The sequence below is a fragment of the Mycobacterium shunyiense genome (genome assembly GCF_058270035.1).
The window spans coordinates 479,454-497,003 of sequence record NZ_JBZDPT010000047.1 but is presented as its reverse complement, the minus strand read 5'-3'; the positions used below and the strand labels follow the sequence as shown (position 1 = coordinate 497,003).

At 67.2% G+C, this 17,550-nt stretch carries 12 protein-coding genes and 2 pseudogenes; 13 read left to right on the top strand and 1 reads right to left on the bottom strand.

Features of this window, described 5'->3' with window-relative positions:
- Positions 1–34: 34 nt before the first annotated feature.
- The 3 genes and pseudogenes from mobA to AC4ELS_RS29525 all read left to right on the top strand — a co-directional run.
- Positions 35–604 (top strand): molybdenum cofactor guanylyltransferase, encoded by a 570-nt coding sequence (mobA, locus tag AC4ELS_RS29535; protein ID WP_082941904.1) that lies wholly within the window; start codon positions 35–37, stop codon positions 602–604.
- Between the two features lie 1,139 nt (positions 605–1,743).
- Positions 1,744–1,977 (top strand): annotated as a pseudogene (locus tag AC4ELS_RS29530) (transglycosylase family protein); the annotation flags it as partial.
- A 331-nt stretch (positions 1,978–2,308) separates the two neighbouring features.
- Positions 2,309–2,539 (top strand): annotated as a pseudogene (locus AC4ELS_RS29525) (transglycosylase family protein); the annotation flags it as partial.
- A gap of 155 nt (positions 2,540–2,694) precedes the next feature.
- Here the strand turns inward: AC4ELS_RS29525 and AC4ELS_RS29520 are convergent.
- Positions 2,695–3,843, bottom strand: a complete 1,149-nt coding sequence (locus AC4ELS_RS29520; protein WP_448448840.1) for an FAD-dependent oxidoreductase — start codon at positions 3,841–3,843, stop codon at positions 2,695–2,697.
- Between the two features lie 135 nt (positions 3,844–3,978).
- On the opposite strand from AC4ELS_RS29520, the gene AC4ELS_RS29515 reads away from it, so the two are divergent.
- From AC4ELS_RS29515 to rplU, 10 genes are all read left to right on the top strand, one after another.
- Entirely contained in the window at positions 3,979–4,590 is a 612-nt protein-coding gene (locus tag AC4ELS_RS29515; protein ID WP_448448842.1) for a hypothetical protein, read from the top strand.
- 73 nt (positions 4,591–4,663) lie between these two features.
- Complete coding sequence (locus AC4ELS_RS29510; RefSeq protein ID WP_499050533.1) at positions 4,664–6,631, top strand: S9 family peptidase; 1,968 nt, start codon at positions 4,664–4,666, stop codon at positions 6,629–6,631.
- 10 nt (positions 6,632–6,641) lie between these two features.
- On the top strand, positions 6,642–7,892 hold the full coding sequence (locus AC4ELS_RS29505; protein WP_064960362.1) for a saccharopine dehydrogenase family protein: 1,251 nt from the start codon (positions 6,642–6,644) through the stop codon (positions 7,890–7,892).
- 115 nt (positions 7,893–8,007) lie between these two features.
- Complete coding sequence (locus AC4ELS_RS29500) at positions 8,008–8,619, top strand: DUF937 domain-containing protein (RefSeq protein ID WP_064882522.1); 612 nt, start codon at positions 8,008–8,010, stop codon at positions 8,617–8,619.
- Between the two features lie 98 nt (positions 8,620–8,717).
- Entirely contained in the window at positions 8,718–11,372 is a 2,655-nt protein-coding gene (locus AC4ELS_RS29495; RefSeq protein ID WP_499050530.1) for a valine--tRNA ligase, read from the top strand.
- Complete coding sequence (gene folC, locus AC4ELS_RS29490) at positions 11,369–12,775, top strand: bifunctional tetrahydrofolate synthase/dihydrofolate synthase (protein WP_064882518.1); 1,407 nt, start codon at positions 11,369–11,371, stop codon at positions 12,773–12,775. The genes AC4ELS_RS29495 and folC overlap by 4 nt, the downstream gene beginning before the upstream one ends.
- Positions 12,772–13,206: a DUF4233 domain-containing protein gene (locus tag AC4ELS_RS29485; protein WP_064882516.1), complete on the top strand. Its 435-nt coding sequence runs from the start codon at positions 12,772–12,774 to the stop codon at positions 13,204–13,206. Before folC ends, AC4ELS_RS29485 begins: the two co-directional genes overlap by 4 nt.
- Before the next feature lie 85 nt (positions 13,207–13,291).
- Positions 13,292–13,714 carry a nucleoside-diphosphate kinase gene (ndk, locus tag AC4ELS_RS29480; RefSeq protein WP_055115579.1) on the top strand — a complete coding sequence of 141 codons (423 nt, stop codon included), beginning with the start codon at positions 13,292–13,294 and terminating at the stop codon, positions 13,712–13,714.
- A gap of 289 nt (positions 13,715–14,003) precedes the next feature.
- A complete protein-coding gene (rne, locus tag AC4ELS_RS29475) occupies positions 14,004–17,069 on the top strand; it encodes a ribonuclease E (RefSeq protein ID WP_499050528.1) in 3,066 nt (1,021 codons plus the stop codon).
- 164 nt (positions 17,070–17,233) lie between these two features.
- The gene (gene rplU, locus AC4ELS_RS29470) at positions 17,234–17,545 is read left to right on the top strand and encodes a 50S ribosomal protein L21 (protein WP_029367319.1); all 312 of its coding nucleotides are present in this window, start codon (positions 17,234–17,236) and stop codon (positions 17,543–17,545) included.
- The last annotated feature ends 5 nt before the right edge of the window (positions 17,546–17,550 follow it).

Here is a 17,550-nt window from a genome sequence, read left to right as displayed (position 1 = left end):
CGCTGATCGCACTGACCTCGTCGACCGAAACGAACTGAGCACAGCCCCGCTCGCCGCGGTAGTTCTGGCGGGCGGGGCTTCGCGCCGTATGGGGCGCGACAAGGCGACGCTGCCGTTCGACGGCTCGACGATGGTCGAGCACGTGGTCGCCGCCGTGAGTAAACGGTGCTCACCGGTGTTTGTCATCGCCGCGCCCGGTCAGCCGCTGCCCGAATTGAGCGCCGAGGTGTTGCGTGACGAGGTGCGCGGCGTCGGGCCGCTGGTGGCGACGGGTCGCGGGTTGCGGGCCGTCGCCGAGGCCGGTTTGGACCGCGCGTTCGTCTGCGCGGTGGACATGCCGTATTTGACGTCCGACCTGATCGATGTCCTGGCGGCGTCCGCCGAGCGGGTGCCCGCCGACATCGTGCTGCCCTGGGATGGCAGGGCTCACTACCTGGCGGGGGTTTACCGCAGCGCGCTCACCTCGCAGATCGCCGCCCTGGTGCACGACGGCCGGCGCAGCATGCGGGCGCTGGCTGAGTCCGTCGACACGCAGCGGATCGTGATGCCCCCGCAGCGAGCACTCACCAACGTCAACACCGCGGCCGATCTGGCCGGAGCCTGAAACTAATGGGTCGGTTACGGCTCAGCAAATTGTGAATTCGCGCCGTAACTCGACGTAATTTACCGATTCGAGATAATTGTCCGGTAATTTCACCGTATTCGAGCGCTCGGAAGCCGGATCAATTCAGGAAACGTCATCATCGGGCGAACGTCGAGCCTGCGTCAAAGTTACTGGTGTTCAATGGAACTCATCTTTCTACTTGGCGCGGGAACTTATCCAGTTATTCGCTCCGGACTGTGTTCAGTCTGTCTAAGTTTGTGCCAAAACGCCCCTGACCGCTCTGTTTGTCGGAGCTGGGCGTCCCTGGGTCGTTCCGCGTAGTTGGCCGGACGGACTGACGATTGTGCTGATACCGACGAAAGTGGCTGTAGTTCAAGAGTTTTGACCAGTCAGTTACCTGCTGGGTGGGCGCCGGTCGCGTTGTGGTTCAGTCCGGCCGCGCTGACTTTCCGGCGCGATATCCCTTGTGTACCAACGTGATCGGATCACCGACCGGACCGCGAGAGTTGTGTCTGCGCAGCGAACAGAATCGGTTGGTCCGGCACTGAGTGACACTCGTCGATGGCATCTACCAGCGCATTTGTTGTCTCAGGCGTTGTTTGCTCGCGGTGTCGCACCCGAATCAAGTGGGCCAGTTCACAAAAAATGCGTGATCTGCCTCACCTTTCGTTTGCTTCAATCACGAAACGGTAACGGCGGCCATCCCTCGCTGACCTGCACAAACGATTCGTTCAGCGTCTCGTTATCTGTCCGTGATAATTCCGCGATCGTGTCTACATCGAGATGACTTCTCTTCGAGACCTTTGTACGGTCCAAAGCGTCTCCGACACGGAGCAAATAATTTCAACACCAAGAACCTGCGTGTGAGTGGGGCCGCGGTGGCGATTACGCCCGACGCGGGGGCCTGGGTCTGATCCCGGGCCGGGCACTGTGGCCCTCCCTTTCGTGCCTGACCGAGACGGCGCGAACCAACCCTTCCGGCCTGGATTCAGGCTGCCGCACCCGCCTGGCGCGGGTGTTGATGGTGCGCGCTTGGCGAGAGGAATGAAGTGAAGAACATCCGCAAGACGTTTGGGCTGGGCATCATCGCCGGAGCGCTCGCTGTCGCTCCCATGGCACTGGGTGCCGGTACCGCCAATGCGGACAGCGTCAACTGGGACGCCGTCGCCGCCTGCGAGTCGGGTGGCAACTGGGCGATCAACACCGGTAACGGCTACTACGGCGGCCTGCAGTTCAACATGGGCACCTGGCGCGCCAACGGTGGTTCCGGTTCGCCGCACCAGGCTTCGCGCTCGGAGCAGATCCGGGTGGCCGAGAACGTGCTGCGCAGCCAGGGCATCGGTGCGTGGCCGGTGTGCGGCAAGCGCGGCTAGTACGCGCTACGACAACTTGATAAGGAGCGGTGCCGGGCAGTAGCCCGGCACCGCTTCTGTTTCATCAGAAAGCCCTCCGGTTACTCCAGTACCGACAACCTCTGAAAAAACTTGAGCCACCCCTGTAACGCGTGACCTTCGTCACACGAACCCATTGGTGACCGCACAGTTGCACGAACGTGATCAGCATCTGCAGCGGTCCTGGTGTCAAAGGTCGGGGAAGGGCCGTGAGATGACCATACGAAGTGCGTTGACCAGGACTTTCTGGATTACGGCAGCGTTGGCGGGCGCCATGCTGATGCCTCTGTTCGCAGGCACTGCGACCGCCGATGCGGACACGGTGAACTGGGACGCCATCGCCGAATGTGAGTCGGGCGGCAACTGGTCCATCGACACCGGTAACGGCGCCTACGGCGGATTGCAGTTCAAACCCACCACCTGGGCCGCGCACGGCGGCACCGGTTCACCTGCCTCGGCCTCCCGGGAGGAGCAGATCCGGGTCGCCGAGAACGTCCTGGCCACCCAAGGGATCGGCGCCTGGCCCAAGTGCGGGCCCCGTGGCGGAGCGCCCGTCGGTTGGGCGACGCCCACCGCACCCACCGCGCCGACCGGCTGCCAGACCGTGCGTCCCGGCGCAGTGCTGGGCATTTTCGACCTACGCCGGTTCTGCACCACCTTTCTCGACCCGCTCGGGGCGTTCGGAGTGCCGCACTGAGCTCAACGCACCGGGGTGAACGCCGTGCGCCCGGCGATCGAGGCCAGATGCCGGGTCAACACGAATTCCGGCACCAGTACCGACGCCCGGGTGGCCGCGGCGCTGAGCAGCGGCGGGCGCAAGTTCACCAACCGCCCGACCAGCTCGGCCTCCCGCACGATCGTCATCACCCGCCTACGCCGCATCGTCGCGAACCGGGAGAACGCGCTGCCCAGATCGGCCTCGCCGGCCGCGAGGCCGGCGAGGGTGGCCGCATCCTCCAGCCCCTGGCAGCCGCCCTGGCCCAGATGTGGCCGCATTGGATGGGCCGCATCCCCGGCGATCACCGCGCGGCCGCGGGACCAGATGCGCGCGGGGGCACGGTCGTAGAGGTCGTTCCGGAGCACATCATTCGGATCGGTCGCGGCCAGCAGGGTCGGAATTGGCTCCGACCACGCCGCGAAGTGTCGCTTCAGGTGGGCCAGCTCGCCATCGGCTGTGGTCTGGCCGCGCGGCGCGCGCTGGGTGGCGAACCAATATGTGTGGTCGTCGCCGAGCGGCACGTGTCCGACCTGTGAGCCGGCACCCAGAGTCTCGCCCGACAGATCGGGATCCAGTGGGCAGGCGGCCACGGCGCGCCACGCGGTGTAGCCGGTGTAGCGGCGGGGCAGCGGTCCGTTCAGATGGCGGGCCACCACCGAGTCGACGCCGTCGGCGCCGACCAGGCCGGCCGCCTCGCGCACCGTGCCGTCGGTGAAGGTGACCCGCACGTTCGAGGCGCCGATCTCCACTTTGTCGGCGGTGAACCCGTACTGGACCGTGCCCGGCGCGAGTGCGCCTGTGAGAATTTCGGTCAGGGTGGCGCGCCTGATCACCACCAGCGGTTCGCCCAGCGCCCGGGTGAACCGCTGCGCGTGCGGGCGGCGCAACCAGGCGCCGCCCGCCCGGCGCAGCGCTCCCGTGGTCACTCGGCCCCCCGCGCCGCGCACCTGATCGCCGAGACCGATCTCATCGAGTGCGGCCAGCGCGTTGGGCCACAGGCTGATTCCCGCGCCGGGGGTGACGTCCCGGCGGGCCTCTGCCACTGATACGTCGAATCCCTGCTGCTGCAATGCGACGGCGGTGGCCAGGCCGGTGATACCGGCGCCGACGACCAGGACGGACTGTGCCATCGGTCGAATCTAACGGGTGGGATGAGGTGGCTCGCCGTGACCGGAGTCGGGATCGGTAGCCTTCCAGCGTCTGCACAGTATTTGTACAGGTTTCCGCGCCCGAAGTGCCGGGCCAGAACACAGTGAGAGGACCCGATGAAACTCACCCGCTTCGGTATCGCGCTTGGCGCCACCCTGATTGCTGCATCTGCATTGAGCGGTTGCTCGAAGGCGACCGAGCTCCGGGATGCGGCCGCCGGCGCAGCCGAGAAGGTTGTCTCCTCGGGCACCGAGAAGATCACCGAAGCGGTCTCGGGCAATCTGTTCACCGCCGAGGGTATCGACAACGCCTTGGCGGCGATCGGCGAAAAGGTCGGCGCGAACCCGATGCAGGTGGTCGATGTCGTGATCACGCCGGGCGTCATCAAGGTCGAGGCAGTCGATCCCAAGGCCCCGACCGAGCTCAATGAGTGGAGTTACACGTCCGGCGCGGTCGCGCCGTCGCGTCCCATCGACTACGACGACGACACCGAGGCGTTGCAGCAGAATCTGTTCGTCACCTCCGACGTGCCGAGCAGTGCGATCGCCGCGGCGATCGACGGCGCCGTGGCGGCGAGCGAGATTGCCGACGGCAAGGTCCAGACGGTGAGCATCAAGCGCAACATCCCGTTCGACGAGAACGTGGTCATGTTCATCAACGTCCAGGGCGAGCGCAGCAGCAAGCAGGTTCGAGCCGACGTCACCGGCAAGATCACCGAAGTGGTCTGACCCACCGGAAACAACCTTGCCCTGCGGCCCGTACCGGACTCCGGTGCGGGCCGCACCATTACGGTGGGGAGCCATGACGGCGTTCGACGATCTCGACGACTACTTCGCGCTTCCCCGGGTATCAGGTCTGGCGGTGTCGCCTGACGGCTCGCGGCTGGTCACGACGGTCAGTACCCTCAACGAGAAGAAAACCGAATTCCTCAGCGCTATATGGGAATTGGACCCGAGCGGAACTCAACCGGCGCGTCGGTTGACCCACGGGGCAAAGGGGGAGTCCACGCCGGTGTTCACCGCCGACGGAGACCTACTGTTCCTCGCAGTGCGCGCGGGTGAGGATGACGACAAGCCGCCCGCAGCCCTGTGGCGCCTGCCCGCGGCCGGCGGTGAGGCAATCGAGGTGCTGACGGTGCCCGGCGGTGTCGTCGGCGCGTTGAGTGCCCGGGCCGCCGACTCCACCGTGGTGACCGCGCCGCTGCTGCCGTCGTCGGCCGGAGTCGACGACGACAAGGCAAAGCGCGAGGCGCGCAAGGACACCAAGGTCTCAGCGATCCTGCACACCGGCTACCCCGTCCGGCACTGGGACCATGATCTGGGTCCGGACCAACCGCACCTTCTCGATGCCGAGGGGCCACGGGATCTGACCTCCGAGCCGGGCGCGGCGTTGCGTGAGACTACATTCGACCTGAGTGCCGACGGCGGATTCGTGGTGACGTCGTGGCAGACGCCGGGCCCTGGCACCGCCCTGCGCGTGGCCCTGGTGCGCATCGACCGGGTCACCGGAGAACGCACCACCATCGCCGAGGAACCCGGTGCCGACCTGGAACGCCCCGCGATCGCGCCGGATGGCAGCGCGGTGGGCTTCACCAGGGAAACCCATTCCACTCCCACCACGCCACCGCGGATCACGTTGTGTTGCATGCGGTTCGGTGAAGATCCGGTGGAGTTGACCGGCGACTGGGACCGCTGGCCGTCCTCGGTGGCCTGGACACCGGACTCGTCGTCGCTCATCGTGACGGCCGACGACGGCGGCCGTGGCCCGATCTTCTCCGTCGACCCCATCTCCGGTGCGGTCACCCGGTTGACCCACGACGATTTCACCTACTCCGATGTTCGTCCCGCGCTCGGCGGCGTGATCTATGCGTTGCGCAGCTCCTATGCCGTACCGGCACATCCGGTCCGCATCGATCCGGACGGCACCGTCACCGAAATCCCGTGCCTCGACGCACCCGAACTGCCCGGCACTCTGACCGAGGTGACCGCGACCGCCGCCGACGGCACGCCGATCCGCTCCTGGCTCACACTGCCCGCAGGCGACGAACCGGCCCCGCTGGTGTTGTGGATCCACGGCGGACCGTTGGGCAGCTGGAACAGCTGGCACTGGCGGTGGAACCCGTGGCTGCTCACCGCCCTGGGATACGCCGTGCTGATGCCCGATCCGGGGCTGTCCACCGGCTACGGACAGGACTTCATCGCACGCGGCTGGGGCGCCTGGGGTGCCGACCCGTACACGGACCTGATGGCCGCGACGGATGCCGCCTGCGCACACCCGCGCGTCGACGCCACGCGCACGGCGGCGATGGGGGGATCGTTCGGCGGCTATATGGCCAACTGGATCGCCGGCCACACCGATCGGTTCGACGCGATTGTCACGCATGCCAGCCTGTGGGCGCTGGACCAGTTCGGGCCCACGACCGACGGCGCCTACTGGTGGGCTCGTGAGATGACACCCGAGATGGCCCAGCGCAATTCACCGCACCGGTTCGTCGGCGACATCACCACCCCGATGCTGGTCATCCACGGCGACAAGGACTATCGCGTGCCGATCGGCGAGGCGTTGCGGCTGTGGTACGAGTTGCTCACCCATTCAGGGTTGCCCGCCGACGAGAATGGCGAAAGCCCCCACCGGTTCCTGTACTACCCGAGTGAGAACCACTGGGTGCTGTCGCCCCAGCACGCCAAGATCTGGTACCAGGTGGTGACCGCATTCCTCGGTGATCACCTACGCGGTCAACCGGTGCAGTTGCCCGAACTGCTCGGGTAGCGTCGGGAGCGTGACGCAGCGTGAGTTTGATCTGGTGCTGTACGGCGCCACAGGGTTCGCCGGAAAACTGACCGCCGAGTACCTGGCCCGGGCCGGGGGATCGGCCCGGATCGCCTTGGCCGGCCGTTCCGAGGAACGGTTGCGCGCGGTCCGTGACGGTCTGGGGCCGGGCGCGCAATCGTGGCCGTTGGTGACTGCCGACGCCACCTCACAGGCCTCGCTCGATGCGATGGCCGCGCGCACCCAGGTGGTGGTGACGACGGTGGGTCCCTACGCGCGCTACGGCATGCCGTTGGTCGCGGCGTGCGCGGCGGCCGGCACCGACTACGCCGACCTGACCGGTGAGACGACATTCATCCGAGACAGCATCGACCTGCACCACAAGCAGGCCGTCGACACCGGTGCGCGGATCGTCCATTCGTGCGGATTCGATTCGGTGCCATCGGATCTCACGGTGTACGCGCTGTATCAGCGGGCATCGGCGGACGGTGCGGGCGATCTCGGCGACACGAACCTGGTGGTGCGCAGTTTCGCCGGCGGCGTGTCGGGCGGCACTGTGGCCTCGATGCTGGAACTGCTCGACACACTGTCGTCGGATCCGGAGGCCAGGGCGCTGATGAACGATCCGTACACGCTGAGCCCCGACCGCGGTGCGGAGCCCGAACTCGGAGCTCAGCCCGACGTGCGGTGGCGCCGCGGCGGTGAGATTGCTCCCGAGCTCGCCGGCTATTGGACGGGCGCTTTTGCCATGGCGGCACCGAACACGCGAATCGTGCGGCGTAGCAACGCATTGCTGGACTATGCCTACGGGCGCCGGTTCGAGTACGCCGAGCAGATGAGCCTTGGGCGTTCGCTCGCCGCGCCGGTGGCCGCCGCCGCGGTCACCGGAGCCAATGCCTTCACCCTCGGTGTGGGAGGCCGCTATTTCAACCGGCTGCCCAGCGGACTGGTCGCGCGGCTCACACCGAAGCCGGGAACCGGCCCGAGCGAGCGGGCGCGCGAGCAGGGTCACTACCGCGTCGAGACGTATACGACGACGACGTCGGGTGCCCGGTACATGACGAGCATGGCCCAGCAAGGCGATCCCGGATACAAGTCGACGGCGGTGCTGCTCGGCGAATGCGGACTGGCCCTGGCTACCGACCGGGACGCACTGTCGGAACGCCGGGGTGTGCTGACACCGGTGGCAGCGATGGGGGATGTGCTGCTGACCCGGCTACCAGCGGCCGGAGTGTCGCTGGAGACCACCAAGCTGGGCTGAGCCGTCACAACACAACGGATCGGCCTGCGTCGAACACCTGTGGGGCAAGATCAGATTCGACTAGTGTCGGTTGCGAGGACTTCCAGTACGCCAGCAACGAAGGTGGGATAGAAAAATGGCCGGTCTCGACGATCTGTTCGCGCAGATCCCCGTGGCGGATATCGCAAGCAAGCTCGGCGCAGATGAAGGCGAGGTGAACGCCGCCATCAAGACGCTGGTGCCCGCGCTCGTCGGTGGTGTGGCCGAGAACGTGCAGGCTGACAACATCGATTCGAGCGACCTCGAGTCTGCGGTCACGGCGCAGGGTGCCAGTGGCCTGCTCGACGGCGGAGTGAGCGTCGATCAAGTCGACGCCAACGAGGGCAACCAGATCGTGTCGAAGATCTTCGGCGGCAACGACAGCAACCAGGTCGCCTCGGCGCTCGCGGGTACCGGCGCCGGCGGCGGTGATCTGATCAAGAAGCTGCTGCCGATCCTGGCGCCCATCGTGCTGGCCTACATCGGCAAGCAGTTCTCGCAGCAGAACGCGCCCGCGCAGTCCGCGCCCCAGCCGCAGGCTTCCGGCGGCGGGCTCGGGGACATCCTCGGCAGCATCCTCGGTGGCGCGACCGGCGGCGGCAACAACAACCCGCTCGGCAGCATCCTGGGCAGTGTTCTGGGCGGCGGTGGCGGCCAGAACAACGCCATCGGCGAGATCCTCGGCGGCCTGCTCGGCGGCAAGAAGTAGGCCCACCCGCACCAGCTCGAGAGCCTCCGACGCCCAGCGAACGCACCGGGCATCGGGGGCTTTCGCGTTTCGGTGCACGTCCTTCTTAGAATGGCTCGGTGACTCCCACCCCTGACAACCGTGCCGATGCCCTCCCCAAATCCTGGGATCCGGCTGCGGTAGAAGCCGACCTGTACCAGGGCTGGGTGGACGCCGGATACTTCACCGCCGATCCGGCCAGCGAAAAGCCGCCGTACTCGATCGTGCTGCCGCCGCCCAACGTGACCGGCAGCCTGCACATGGGCCACGCGCTCGACCACACGCTGATGGACGCGCTCACGCGCCGCAAGCGGATGCAGGGCTTCGAGGTGCTGTGGCTGCCCGGCATGGACCATGCCGGCATCGCCACCCAGACCGTGGTGGAGAAGCAGCTCGCTGTCGACGGCAAGACCAAGGAAGACTTCGGCCGCGAGCTGTTCGTCGAGAAGGTCTGGGACTGGAAGCGTGAGTCGGGCGGCACCATCGGCGGGCAGATGCGTCGCCTCGGTGACGGCGTGGACTGGAGCCGCGACCGCTTCACCATGGACGAGGGCCTGTCGCGCGCGGTGCGGACCATCTTCAAGCGGCTCTTCGATGCCGGGCTGATCTACCAAGCTGAGCGCTTGGTCAACTGGTCACCGGTGCTGGAGACCGCGATCAGCGACCTCGAGGTCAAATACGAGGACGTCGAGGGCGAGTTGGTCTCGTTCCGCTACGGCTCGATGAACGACGACGAGCCCCACATCATCGTCGCCACCACCCGTGTGGAGACCATGCTCGGTGACACCGCGATCGCGGTGCATCCCGATGACGAGCGTTACCGCCATCTGGTCGGCAAGACTCTGCCGCACCCGTTCGTCGACCACGAGATGAACATCGTGGCCGACACCCACGTCGACCCCGAATTCGGTACCGGCGCAGTCAAAGTCACTCCCGCGCACGACCCGAACGACTTCGAGATCGGGCTGCGTCATCAGCTTCCGATGCCGACCATCATGGACGCCAAGGGCCGGATCGCCGACACCGGAACGCAATTCGACGGCATGGACCGGTTCGAGGCCCGGGTCAAGATCCGCGAGGCGCTGGCCGAGCAGGGCCGGATCGTCGCCGAGAAGCGGCCCTACCTGCACAGCGTCGGGCACTCCGAGCGCAGCGGTGAGCCCATCGAGCCGCGGCTGTCCCTGCAGTGGTGGGTCAAGGTGGACGGCCTGGCCAAGGCGGCCGGCGATGCGGTGCGCAACGGCGACACCGTGATTCACCCGCCGAGCCTGGAGCCGCGGTGGTTCGCCTGGGTGGACAACATGCACGACTGGTGCATCTCGCGGCAGTTGTGGTGGGGCCACCGGATCCCGATCTGGCACGGACCCAACGGCGAGACGGTGTGCGTCGGCCCCGACGAGACCCCGCCGGAGGGCTGGGAGCAGGACCGCGACGTGCTCGACACGTGGTTCTCCTCGGCGCTGTGGCCGTTCTCCACGATGGGCTGGCCCGAGCACACTCCGGATCTGGCCAAGTTCTATCCGACCTCGGTGCTGGTCACCGGCTACGACATCCTGTTCTTCTGGGTGGCGCGGATGATGATGTTCGGCACGTTCGTCGGCGACGATCCGGCCATCACGTTCGATGGCGCCCGCGGTCCGCAGGTGCCGTTCGAAAACGTCTTCCTGCACGGCCTCATCCGTGACGAGTTCGGGCGCAAGATGAGCAAGTCGCGTGGCAACGGCATCGACCCGCTGGACTGGGTGGAGAAATTCGGTGCCGACGCCCTGCGGTTCACCCTGGCCCGCGGCGCCAGCCCCGGCGGCGACCTGTCCATCGGTGAGGACCACGCCAGGGCCTCCCGCAACTTCGCCACCAAGCTGTTCAACGCGACCCGGTTCGCGCTGATGAACGGGGCGGCGCCCGCTGAACTGCCGGCGCTCGCCGACCTGACCGACGCCGACCGCTGGATCCTCGGCCGCCTCGAAGAGGTTCGCGCCGAGGTGGATGCCGCACTCGACAGCTACGAGTTCAACCGCGCCTGCGAGTCGCTGTACCACTTCGCCTGGGACGAGTTCTGCGACTGGTACGTGGAACTGGCCAAGGTGCAACTCGGGGAGGGTGTCGCTCATACAACGGCGGTTCTGGCCGCCGTGCTGGACGCTCTGCTCAAGCTGCTGCACCCAGTGATGCCGTTCGTCACCGAGACGTTGTGGAAGACGCTCACCGATGGTGAGTCCATCGTCATCGCGCAGTGGCCGCAGGCCTCCGGTATCGCGCTGGATCAGGTTGCCGCTCAACACATTGCCGACATGCAGAAGCTGATCACCGAGGTGCGACGCTTCCGCAGCGACCAGGGTCTGGCCGACCGGCAGCGGGTTCCGGCCCGGCTCTCGGCGATCACCGAGGCCGGCTTGACCGAGCAGCTGCCCGCAGTCACCGCGCTGGCGTGGCTGACCGACGCCGGTGACGGGTTCACCCCGTCGGCTTCGGTCGAGGTGCGTCTGGCGCAGGCCACGGTGCTCGTCGAGGTGGACACCTCGGGCACCGTCGATGTGGCGGCCGAGCGGCGCCGGTTGGAGAAGGACCTGGCCGCCGCCCAGAAGGAACTCGCGACCACCACGGCCAAACTCGGCAACGAGGCCTTCCTCGGCAAGGCTCCCGAGAACGTCGTCGACAAGATCCGCGGCCGCCAGCAGCTGGCCTCCGAAGAGGTCGAGCGGATCACGGCACGCCTGGCCGGGCTGCCCCAATGACCGATCCGGTCCCTTCGCCGGACGAGGTCGCCGCGCTGCTGCAGGTCGAGCACCTCCTCGACCAGCGGTGGCCCGAGACCAAACTCGACCCCAGCACTGCCCGGATCGCGGCGCTGCTGGAGCTCCTGGGCTCACCGCAACGTGCCTACCCGTCGATTCACGTCGCGGGGACCAACGGCAAGACGTCGGTGGCCCGCATCATCGACGCGCTGCTGACCGCGCTGCACCGGCGTACCGGGCGCACCACCAGTCCGCACCTGCAGTCCGCCGTAGAGCGCATCTCGATCGACGGAAAGCCCATCACCCCGGCCCGTTACGTCGAGACCTATCGAGAGGTCGAACCGTTCGTGCAGCTGGTGGACCAGCAGTCCGAAGCTGCCGGGGGCCCCAAGATGAGCAAGTTCGAGGTTCTGACCGCGATGGCGTTCGCCGCCTTCGCCGACGTGCCCATCGATGTCGGGGTCATCGAGGTCGGGATGGGTGGGCGCTGGGACGCCACCAACGTCGTCAATGCCCCCGTCGCGGTGATCACGCCGATCGGGATCGACCACACTGACTATCTCGGTGACACGATCGCCGAGATAGCGGGGGAGAAGGCCGGCATCATCACCCGGCAGCCCGACGACCTGGTGCCGACCGACACGGTGGCCGTCATCGCGAAGCAGGTTCCGGAGGCCATGGAGGTGCTGCTGGAAGAGGCAGTGCGCGCCGACGCGGCCGTCGCCCGTGAAGACTCGGAATTCGCTGTGCTCAGCCGGCAGATCGCCATCGGCGGACAGGTGCTGGAGCTGCAGGGTCTGAGCGGCGTGTACTCCGATATCTTCCTGCCGCTGCACGGTGAACATCAGGCGCACAACGCCGTTCTGGCATTGGCCGCGGTCGAGGCGTTCTTCGGTGCTGGTGCCGACCGTCAGCTCGACGTCGACGCGATCCGGGCCGGCTTCGCGTCGGTCCAGAGCCCGGGCCGGATGGAACGGATGCGAAGTGCGCCAACGGTTTTCATTGACGCGGCGCACAATCCGGCCGGTGCGGCAGCGCTGGCGCAGACCCTGCAGCAGGAGTTCGACTTCCGCTATCTGGTCGGGGTGGTGTCGGTGATGGGGGACAAGGACGTCGGTGGAATCCTGACCGCGCTGGAGCCCGTCTTCGATCAGATCGTGGTCACCCACAACGGGTCGCCGCGGGCGATGGAGGTCGAGTCGCTGGCGCTGCTGGCCGAGGAGCGCTTCGGCCAGGATCGCGTGATCACCGCCACGACGCTGCCGGACGCCATCGAGACGGCGACCGCGCTGGTGGAAGAGGCCGGTGCAGACGAAGGCCTGTCCGGGGCCGGCATGGTGATCACCGGTTCGGTGGTGACCGCCGGCGCGGCCCGGACCCTGTTCGGACGGGACCCGCAATGAACGATCAGACCCAGGGCAATCAGACCCCGAGCGATCCGACGCCCGGCGACACGCCGGCACCACCCGACCCCTGGAAGAGCTTCCGTGGGGTGATGGCGGGGACGCTGATCCTGGAAGCCATCGTCGTATTGCTGGCATTGCCGGTGGTGGGCACCAGCGCGGCGGGGCTGACCTGGGCCTCGGGCGGCTTCGTGGTCGGGCTGGCCGTCGTGTTGATCCTGATGTCCGGGATCCAGGGCCGGCCGTGGGCCATCTGGGCGAACCTGGGCATCCAGCTTGTGGTGATCGCCGGGGCGCTGATCCATGGGGCGATCGGCTTCATCGGCGTGATCTTCGCCGTGGTCTGGCTGTTGATCGTGTACCTGCGGCGCGAGGTCAAACGCAGACAGGATCGCGGTCTGCTGCCCGGCCAGCAGCCGCCCAGCGAATAGCCGCGTCGTAGCTGTGCCGCAGTCCCGGCTCGGCCGAGGGCCCGAAATGGCGCAGCGCGGTTACCGACCGGTACGCTCTCTGCTCGTGACTGAGCAGACCCTTGTCCTGATCAAGCCCGACGGCGTGCAGCGCCACCTGGTCGGAGAGATCCTCTCCCGGATCGAGCGCAAGGGCCTGACCCTCGCCGCGCTGGAACTGAAGAACGTCAGCGTCGAGCTGGCCAAGCAGCACTACGCCGAGCATGACGGCAAGCCGTTCTTCGACTCGCTGCTGGAGTTCATCACCTCCGGGCCCGTCGTCGCCGCCATCGTGGAGGGCCCGCGTGCCATCGCGGCGTTCCGTCAGATCGCCGGTGGCACCGACCCGGTGGAGAAGGCTGTGCCCGGCACCATCCGCGGTGACCTGGCGCTTGTGACCCAGGACAACCTCGTGCACGGATCGGATTCGCCGGAGTCGGCGGCCCGTGAGATCGCCCTGTGGTTCCCTGGCGAAGCCTCCGCCGGATAAACCTTCTCGCAGTCTGGTCTGTACCGCGTCAGTGATGTGGGATACTGGCTTCGGGTGTTCAGCCTCAACCGAGGTTGAACACCCGAATGAAGACTTCGACGAGCGCGACCACCGCAATCCGGTGCGGCGCGGGCCGTCCAGCCATCATTCAGCCAGGCACCGGGTGGGTTCGGTAGCGAACCGCCCGGAGCGAGACCACAACAAGCCCGGGGAAAGTGTCCCGGGCCAATAGCGGAAGCCCTCGCGTGGCCGCGTCGTTACGACGCGCCCGGGGGCTTGAGGAGAATTCGTGGCCGAAGATGCCCAGAATGACGACCTATCAACCCAGACTCCGCAGCAGGAGGGACTGCCCGAGCGGCTGAGAGTCCACTCCCTGGCGCGGGTGCTCGGAACGACAAGCCGGCGCGTGCTCGACGCCCTGGCCGAGTTCGATGGGCGTCAGCGCAGTGCGCACTCCACGGTCGAAAAGGCCGACGCCGAGCGGGTCCGCGACGCGTTGGCCCTCGGGTCGACCGACCCGGAGCCGGTTGAGCAGGCAGAACCGGTCCAGGTCGAAGCAGTCAGTGTCATGGTGGCCGAGTCGGTCGCGGCTCCTGTCGACGCGCCGGAGGCCGCTGCGGTCGACGCTCCCGAGGGCGAAGCCGCCGAGGCCGACCCCGTCCTCGTGGGCGACGAGCCCGAGTCGCGGCTGATCCTGGAGACCGCCAACATCCCCCCGGCTCGCGAAGCTCACACCGAGCGGGCCGATTACCTGCCGCTGTTCGTCGCCCCGCAGCCCGTGGCGTTCGTCCCGGTGCGTGTCCAAGAGGATGACGACGAAGACGACACCGACGCCGACACCGACACGGATGCCGACGCCGACGCCGACGTCGATACCGATGACGAGCAGGCCGATCGTCCGGCCGCTCGCCGGCGGCGCCGCGGCCGGCGCGGGCGGGGTCGTGGGCGTGGTGAGCAGGCAGACGACACCGACTCGGGCCCGGATTCCGATGCCGACACCGCCGACGATCAAGGCGAGTCCGATCAGGATTCCGAAGACGACTCCGATGAGTCGGACGAGAACAACGACGAGGACACCGCAGGTGGTGACGGCAGCAGCCGACGCCGTCGCCGCCGCCGCCGGCGCAAGTCCGGTTCGGGCGACAACGATGACGCGAGCTCTCCGGATGACCCGCCGAACACCGTCGTGCACGAGCGCGCGCCCCGGGCCGAGCGGTCCGGCAAGAGCAGCGACGATTCGGAGATCCAGGGGATCAGCGGATCGACCCGTCTGGAGGCCAAGCGTCAGCGCCGCCGCGATGGCCGCGATGCCGGCCGCCGTCGGCCCCCGATCCTGAGCGAGGCCGAGTTCCTGGCCCGGCGCGAGGCCGTCGAACGCACCATGATCGTGCGCGACAAGATCCGCACCGAGCCGCCCCACGAGGGCGCCCGCTACACCCAGATCGCCGTGCTGGAAGACGGCGTCGTCGTCGAGCATTTCGTTACGTCCGCGGCGTCCGCCAGCCTGGTCGGCAACATCTACCTCGGCATCGTGCAGAACGTGCTGCCCTCGATGGAGGCCGCCTTCGTCGATATCGGCCGCGGCCGCAACGGTGTGCTCTATGCCGGTGAGGTGAACTGGGAGGCCGCCGGCCTCGGCGGGTCGAACCGCAAGATCGAGCAGGCCCTCAAGCCGGGTGATTATGTCGTCGTCCAGGTCAGCAAGGATCCGGTCGGGCACAAGGGTGCCCGGCTCACCACGCAGGTGTCGCTGGCCGGCCGCTACCTGGTCTACGTGCCGGGCGCGTCGTCGACCGGGATCAGCCGCAAGCTGCCCGACACCGAACGTCAGCGGCTCAAGGAGATCCTCAAGGAGGTCGTGCCCGCCGATGCCGGTGTGATCATCCGGACCGCCTCGGAGGGCGTCAAAGAAGAGGACATCCGCTCCGACGTCGAGCGGCTGCAACAGCGCTGGACCGAGATCGAGGCCAAGGCCGCCGAGGTCACCGCGAAGAAGGCGGGAGCGGCCGTCGCCCTCTATGAAGAACCCGACGTGCTGGTCAAGGTCATCCGCGACCTGTTCAACGAGGACTTCTCGGGTCTGATCGTCTCGGGCGACGAGGCCTGGGACACGATCAACTCCTACGTGAACACCGTCGCTCCCGATCTGGTGGGCCGGCTCACGAAGTACGAACCCGCCGGCGGCGCCGAGGCTCCCGACGTGTTCGCCGTGCACCGCATCGACGAGCAGCTGGCGAAGGCGCTGGACCGCAAGGTGTGGCTGCCCTCGGGTGGCACCCTGGTGATCGACCGCACCGAGGCGATGACCGTCGTCGACGTCAACACCGGCAAGTTCACCGGCGCAGGCGGCAATCTCGAGCAGACCGTCACCCGCAACAACCTGGAAGCGGCCGAGGAGATCGTGCGGCAACTGCGGTTGCGGGACATCGGCGGCATCGTGGTGATCGACTTCATCGACATGGTGCTCGAGTCGAACCGGGATCTGGTGTTGCGCAGGCTGACCGAGGCGCTGGGCCGGGACCGCACCCGCCATCAGGTGTCCGAGGTGACCTCACTGGGCCTCGTCCAGCTGACCCGAAAGCGGTTGGGAACGGGTCTCGTCGAAGCTTTCTCGACCACCTGCACGCACTGCGCGGGTCGCGGCATCGTGTTGCACGGTGACCCGGTCGACACCGCCTCGTCGTCGAACGCCGGACGCAAGTCCGAAACCACCGGCGGTAGCCGTCGCAGCAAGCGGGGCAAGCGGGGCAATGCCCGCCCGGAGCCCGAAGAGGTGCCGGTCGTCAAGGTGCCCGATCATCCCGCCGGCGAACATCCGATGTTCAAGGCCATGGCCGCAGCCAACGGCCGCCACGACGAAGATGACGAGGGCCATGGGGCCCACGAAGCCTTCGACGAGCACGAGCAGACCGACGGCGAGGTTCACGAGGCCGAGGGCGACGAGCAGACGACGGCCGAGCAGGCCGATGAGTCGACCGGCGGCGAGTTCGATACGCAGGACGCCGACGAACCGGACGAGGCCGACGACTCCGACGAGGCCGACGACTCCGAAGACTCCGAAGACTCCGATGAGGATGACGCCGAGGACGAGATCGACCTCGACGACGACCTCGACGATGACGACGAGGATGACGACCTCGACGACATCGACGACGACTCGGACGACGAGGACTCAGACGACGACTCGGATGACGAGGAAGACGATGAGGACTCGGATGATGAGGAAGACGAAGACGAGCCCGAAGAAGACGTCTACCAGGCGCCGGCTCCGGTGATTGCGGAGGTGCAGCCTTCCCGCGGCCGCACTCGTCGACGTGCCGCAGCCAGGCCCGCGGGGCCGCCGACCCACGAGTAGAGGGCGGTTTGACCCTCTACCCGCTGGTCAAGTACCCTTGACCAGTTGTCTCCAGTGCCTGTGTGACCACAGGCTGGTGACGGCGGGATATCCCGCCACCCAAGACCCGCGCACGCACCGACCGGTAGCGCGCGCCCGCAGAGAGCAGCAGAGCAGAGGACACGATGGCGACATACGCAATCGTCAAGACCGGTGGCAAGCAGTACAAGGTTGCCGCCGGTGACGTGGTGAAGGTTGAGAAGCTCGACGCCGAGCCCGGCGCGTCGGTGTCGCTGCCCGTGGCCCTCGTGGTCGACGGTGCCAAGGTCACCAGCAAGGCCGATGACCTGGCCAAGGTTGCCGTCACCGGCGAGGTGCTCGAGCACACCAAGGGTCCCAAGATCCGTATCCACAAGTTCAAGAACAAGACCGGCTACCACAAGCGCCAGGGGCACCGTCAGCAGCTGACCGTGCTCAAGGTCACCGGCATCAAGTAACGAGG

What these genes read in the sequence shown, in the direction of transcription:
- AC4ELS_RS29520 (WP_448448840.1), bottom strand. Translation starts at nt 3,843, where the DNA reads ATGGCACAGTCCGTCCTGGTCGTCGGCGCCGGTATCACCGGCCTGGCC.
- AC4ELS_RS29515 (WP_448448842.1), top strand. Translation starts at nt 3,979, where the DNA reads ATGAAACTCACCCGCTTCGGTATCGCGCTTGGCGCCACCCTGATTGCT.
- AC4ELS_RS29510 (WP_499050533.1), top strand. Translation starts at nt 4,664, where the DNA reads ATGACGGCGTTCGACGATCTCGACGACTACTTCGCGCTTCCCCGGGTA.
- AC4ELS_RS29500 (WP_064882522.1), top strand. Translation starts at nt 8,008, where the DNA reads ATGGCCGGTCTCGACGATCTGTTCGCGCAGATCCCCGTGGCGGATATC.
- folC (WP_064882518.1), top strand. Translation starts at nt 11,369, where the DNA reads ATGACCGATCCGGTCCCTTCGCCGGACGAGGTCGCCGCGCTGCTGCAG.
- AC4ELS_RS29485 (WP_064882516.1), top strand. Translation starts at nt 12,772, where the DNA reads ATGAACGATCAGACCCAGGGCAATCAGACCCCGAGCGATCCGACGCCC.
- rplU (WP_029367319.1), top strand. Translation starts at nt 17,234, where the DNA reads ATGGCGACATACGCAATCGTCAAGACCGGTGGCAAGCAGTACAAGGTT.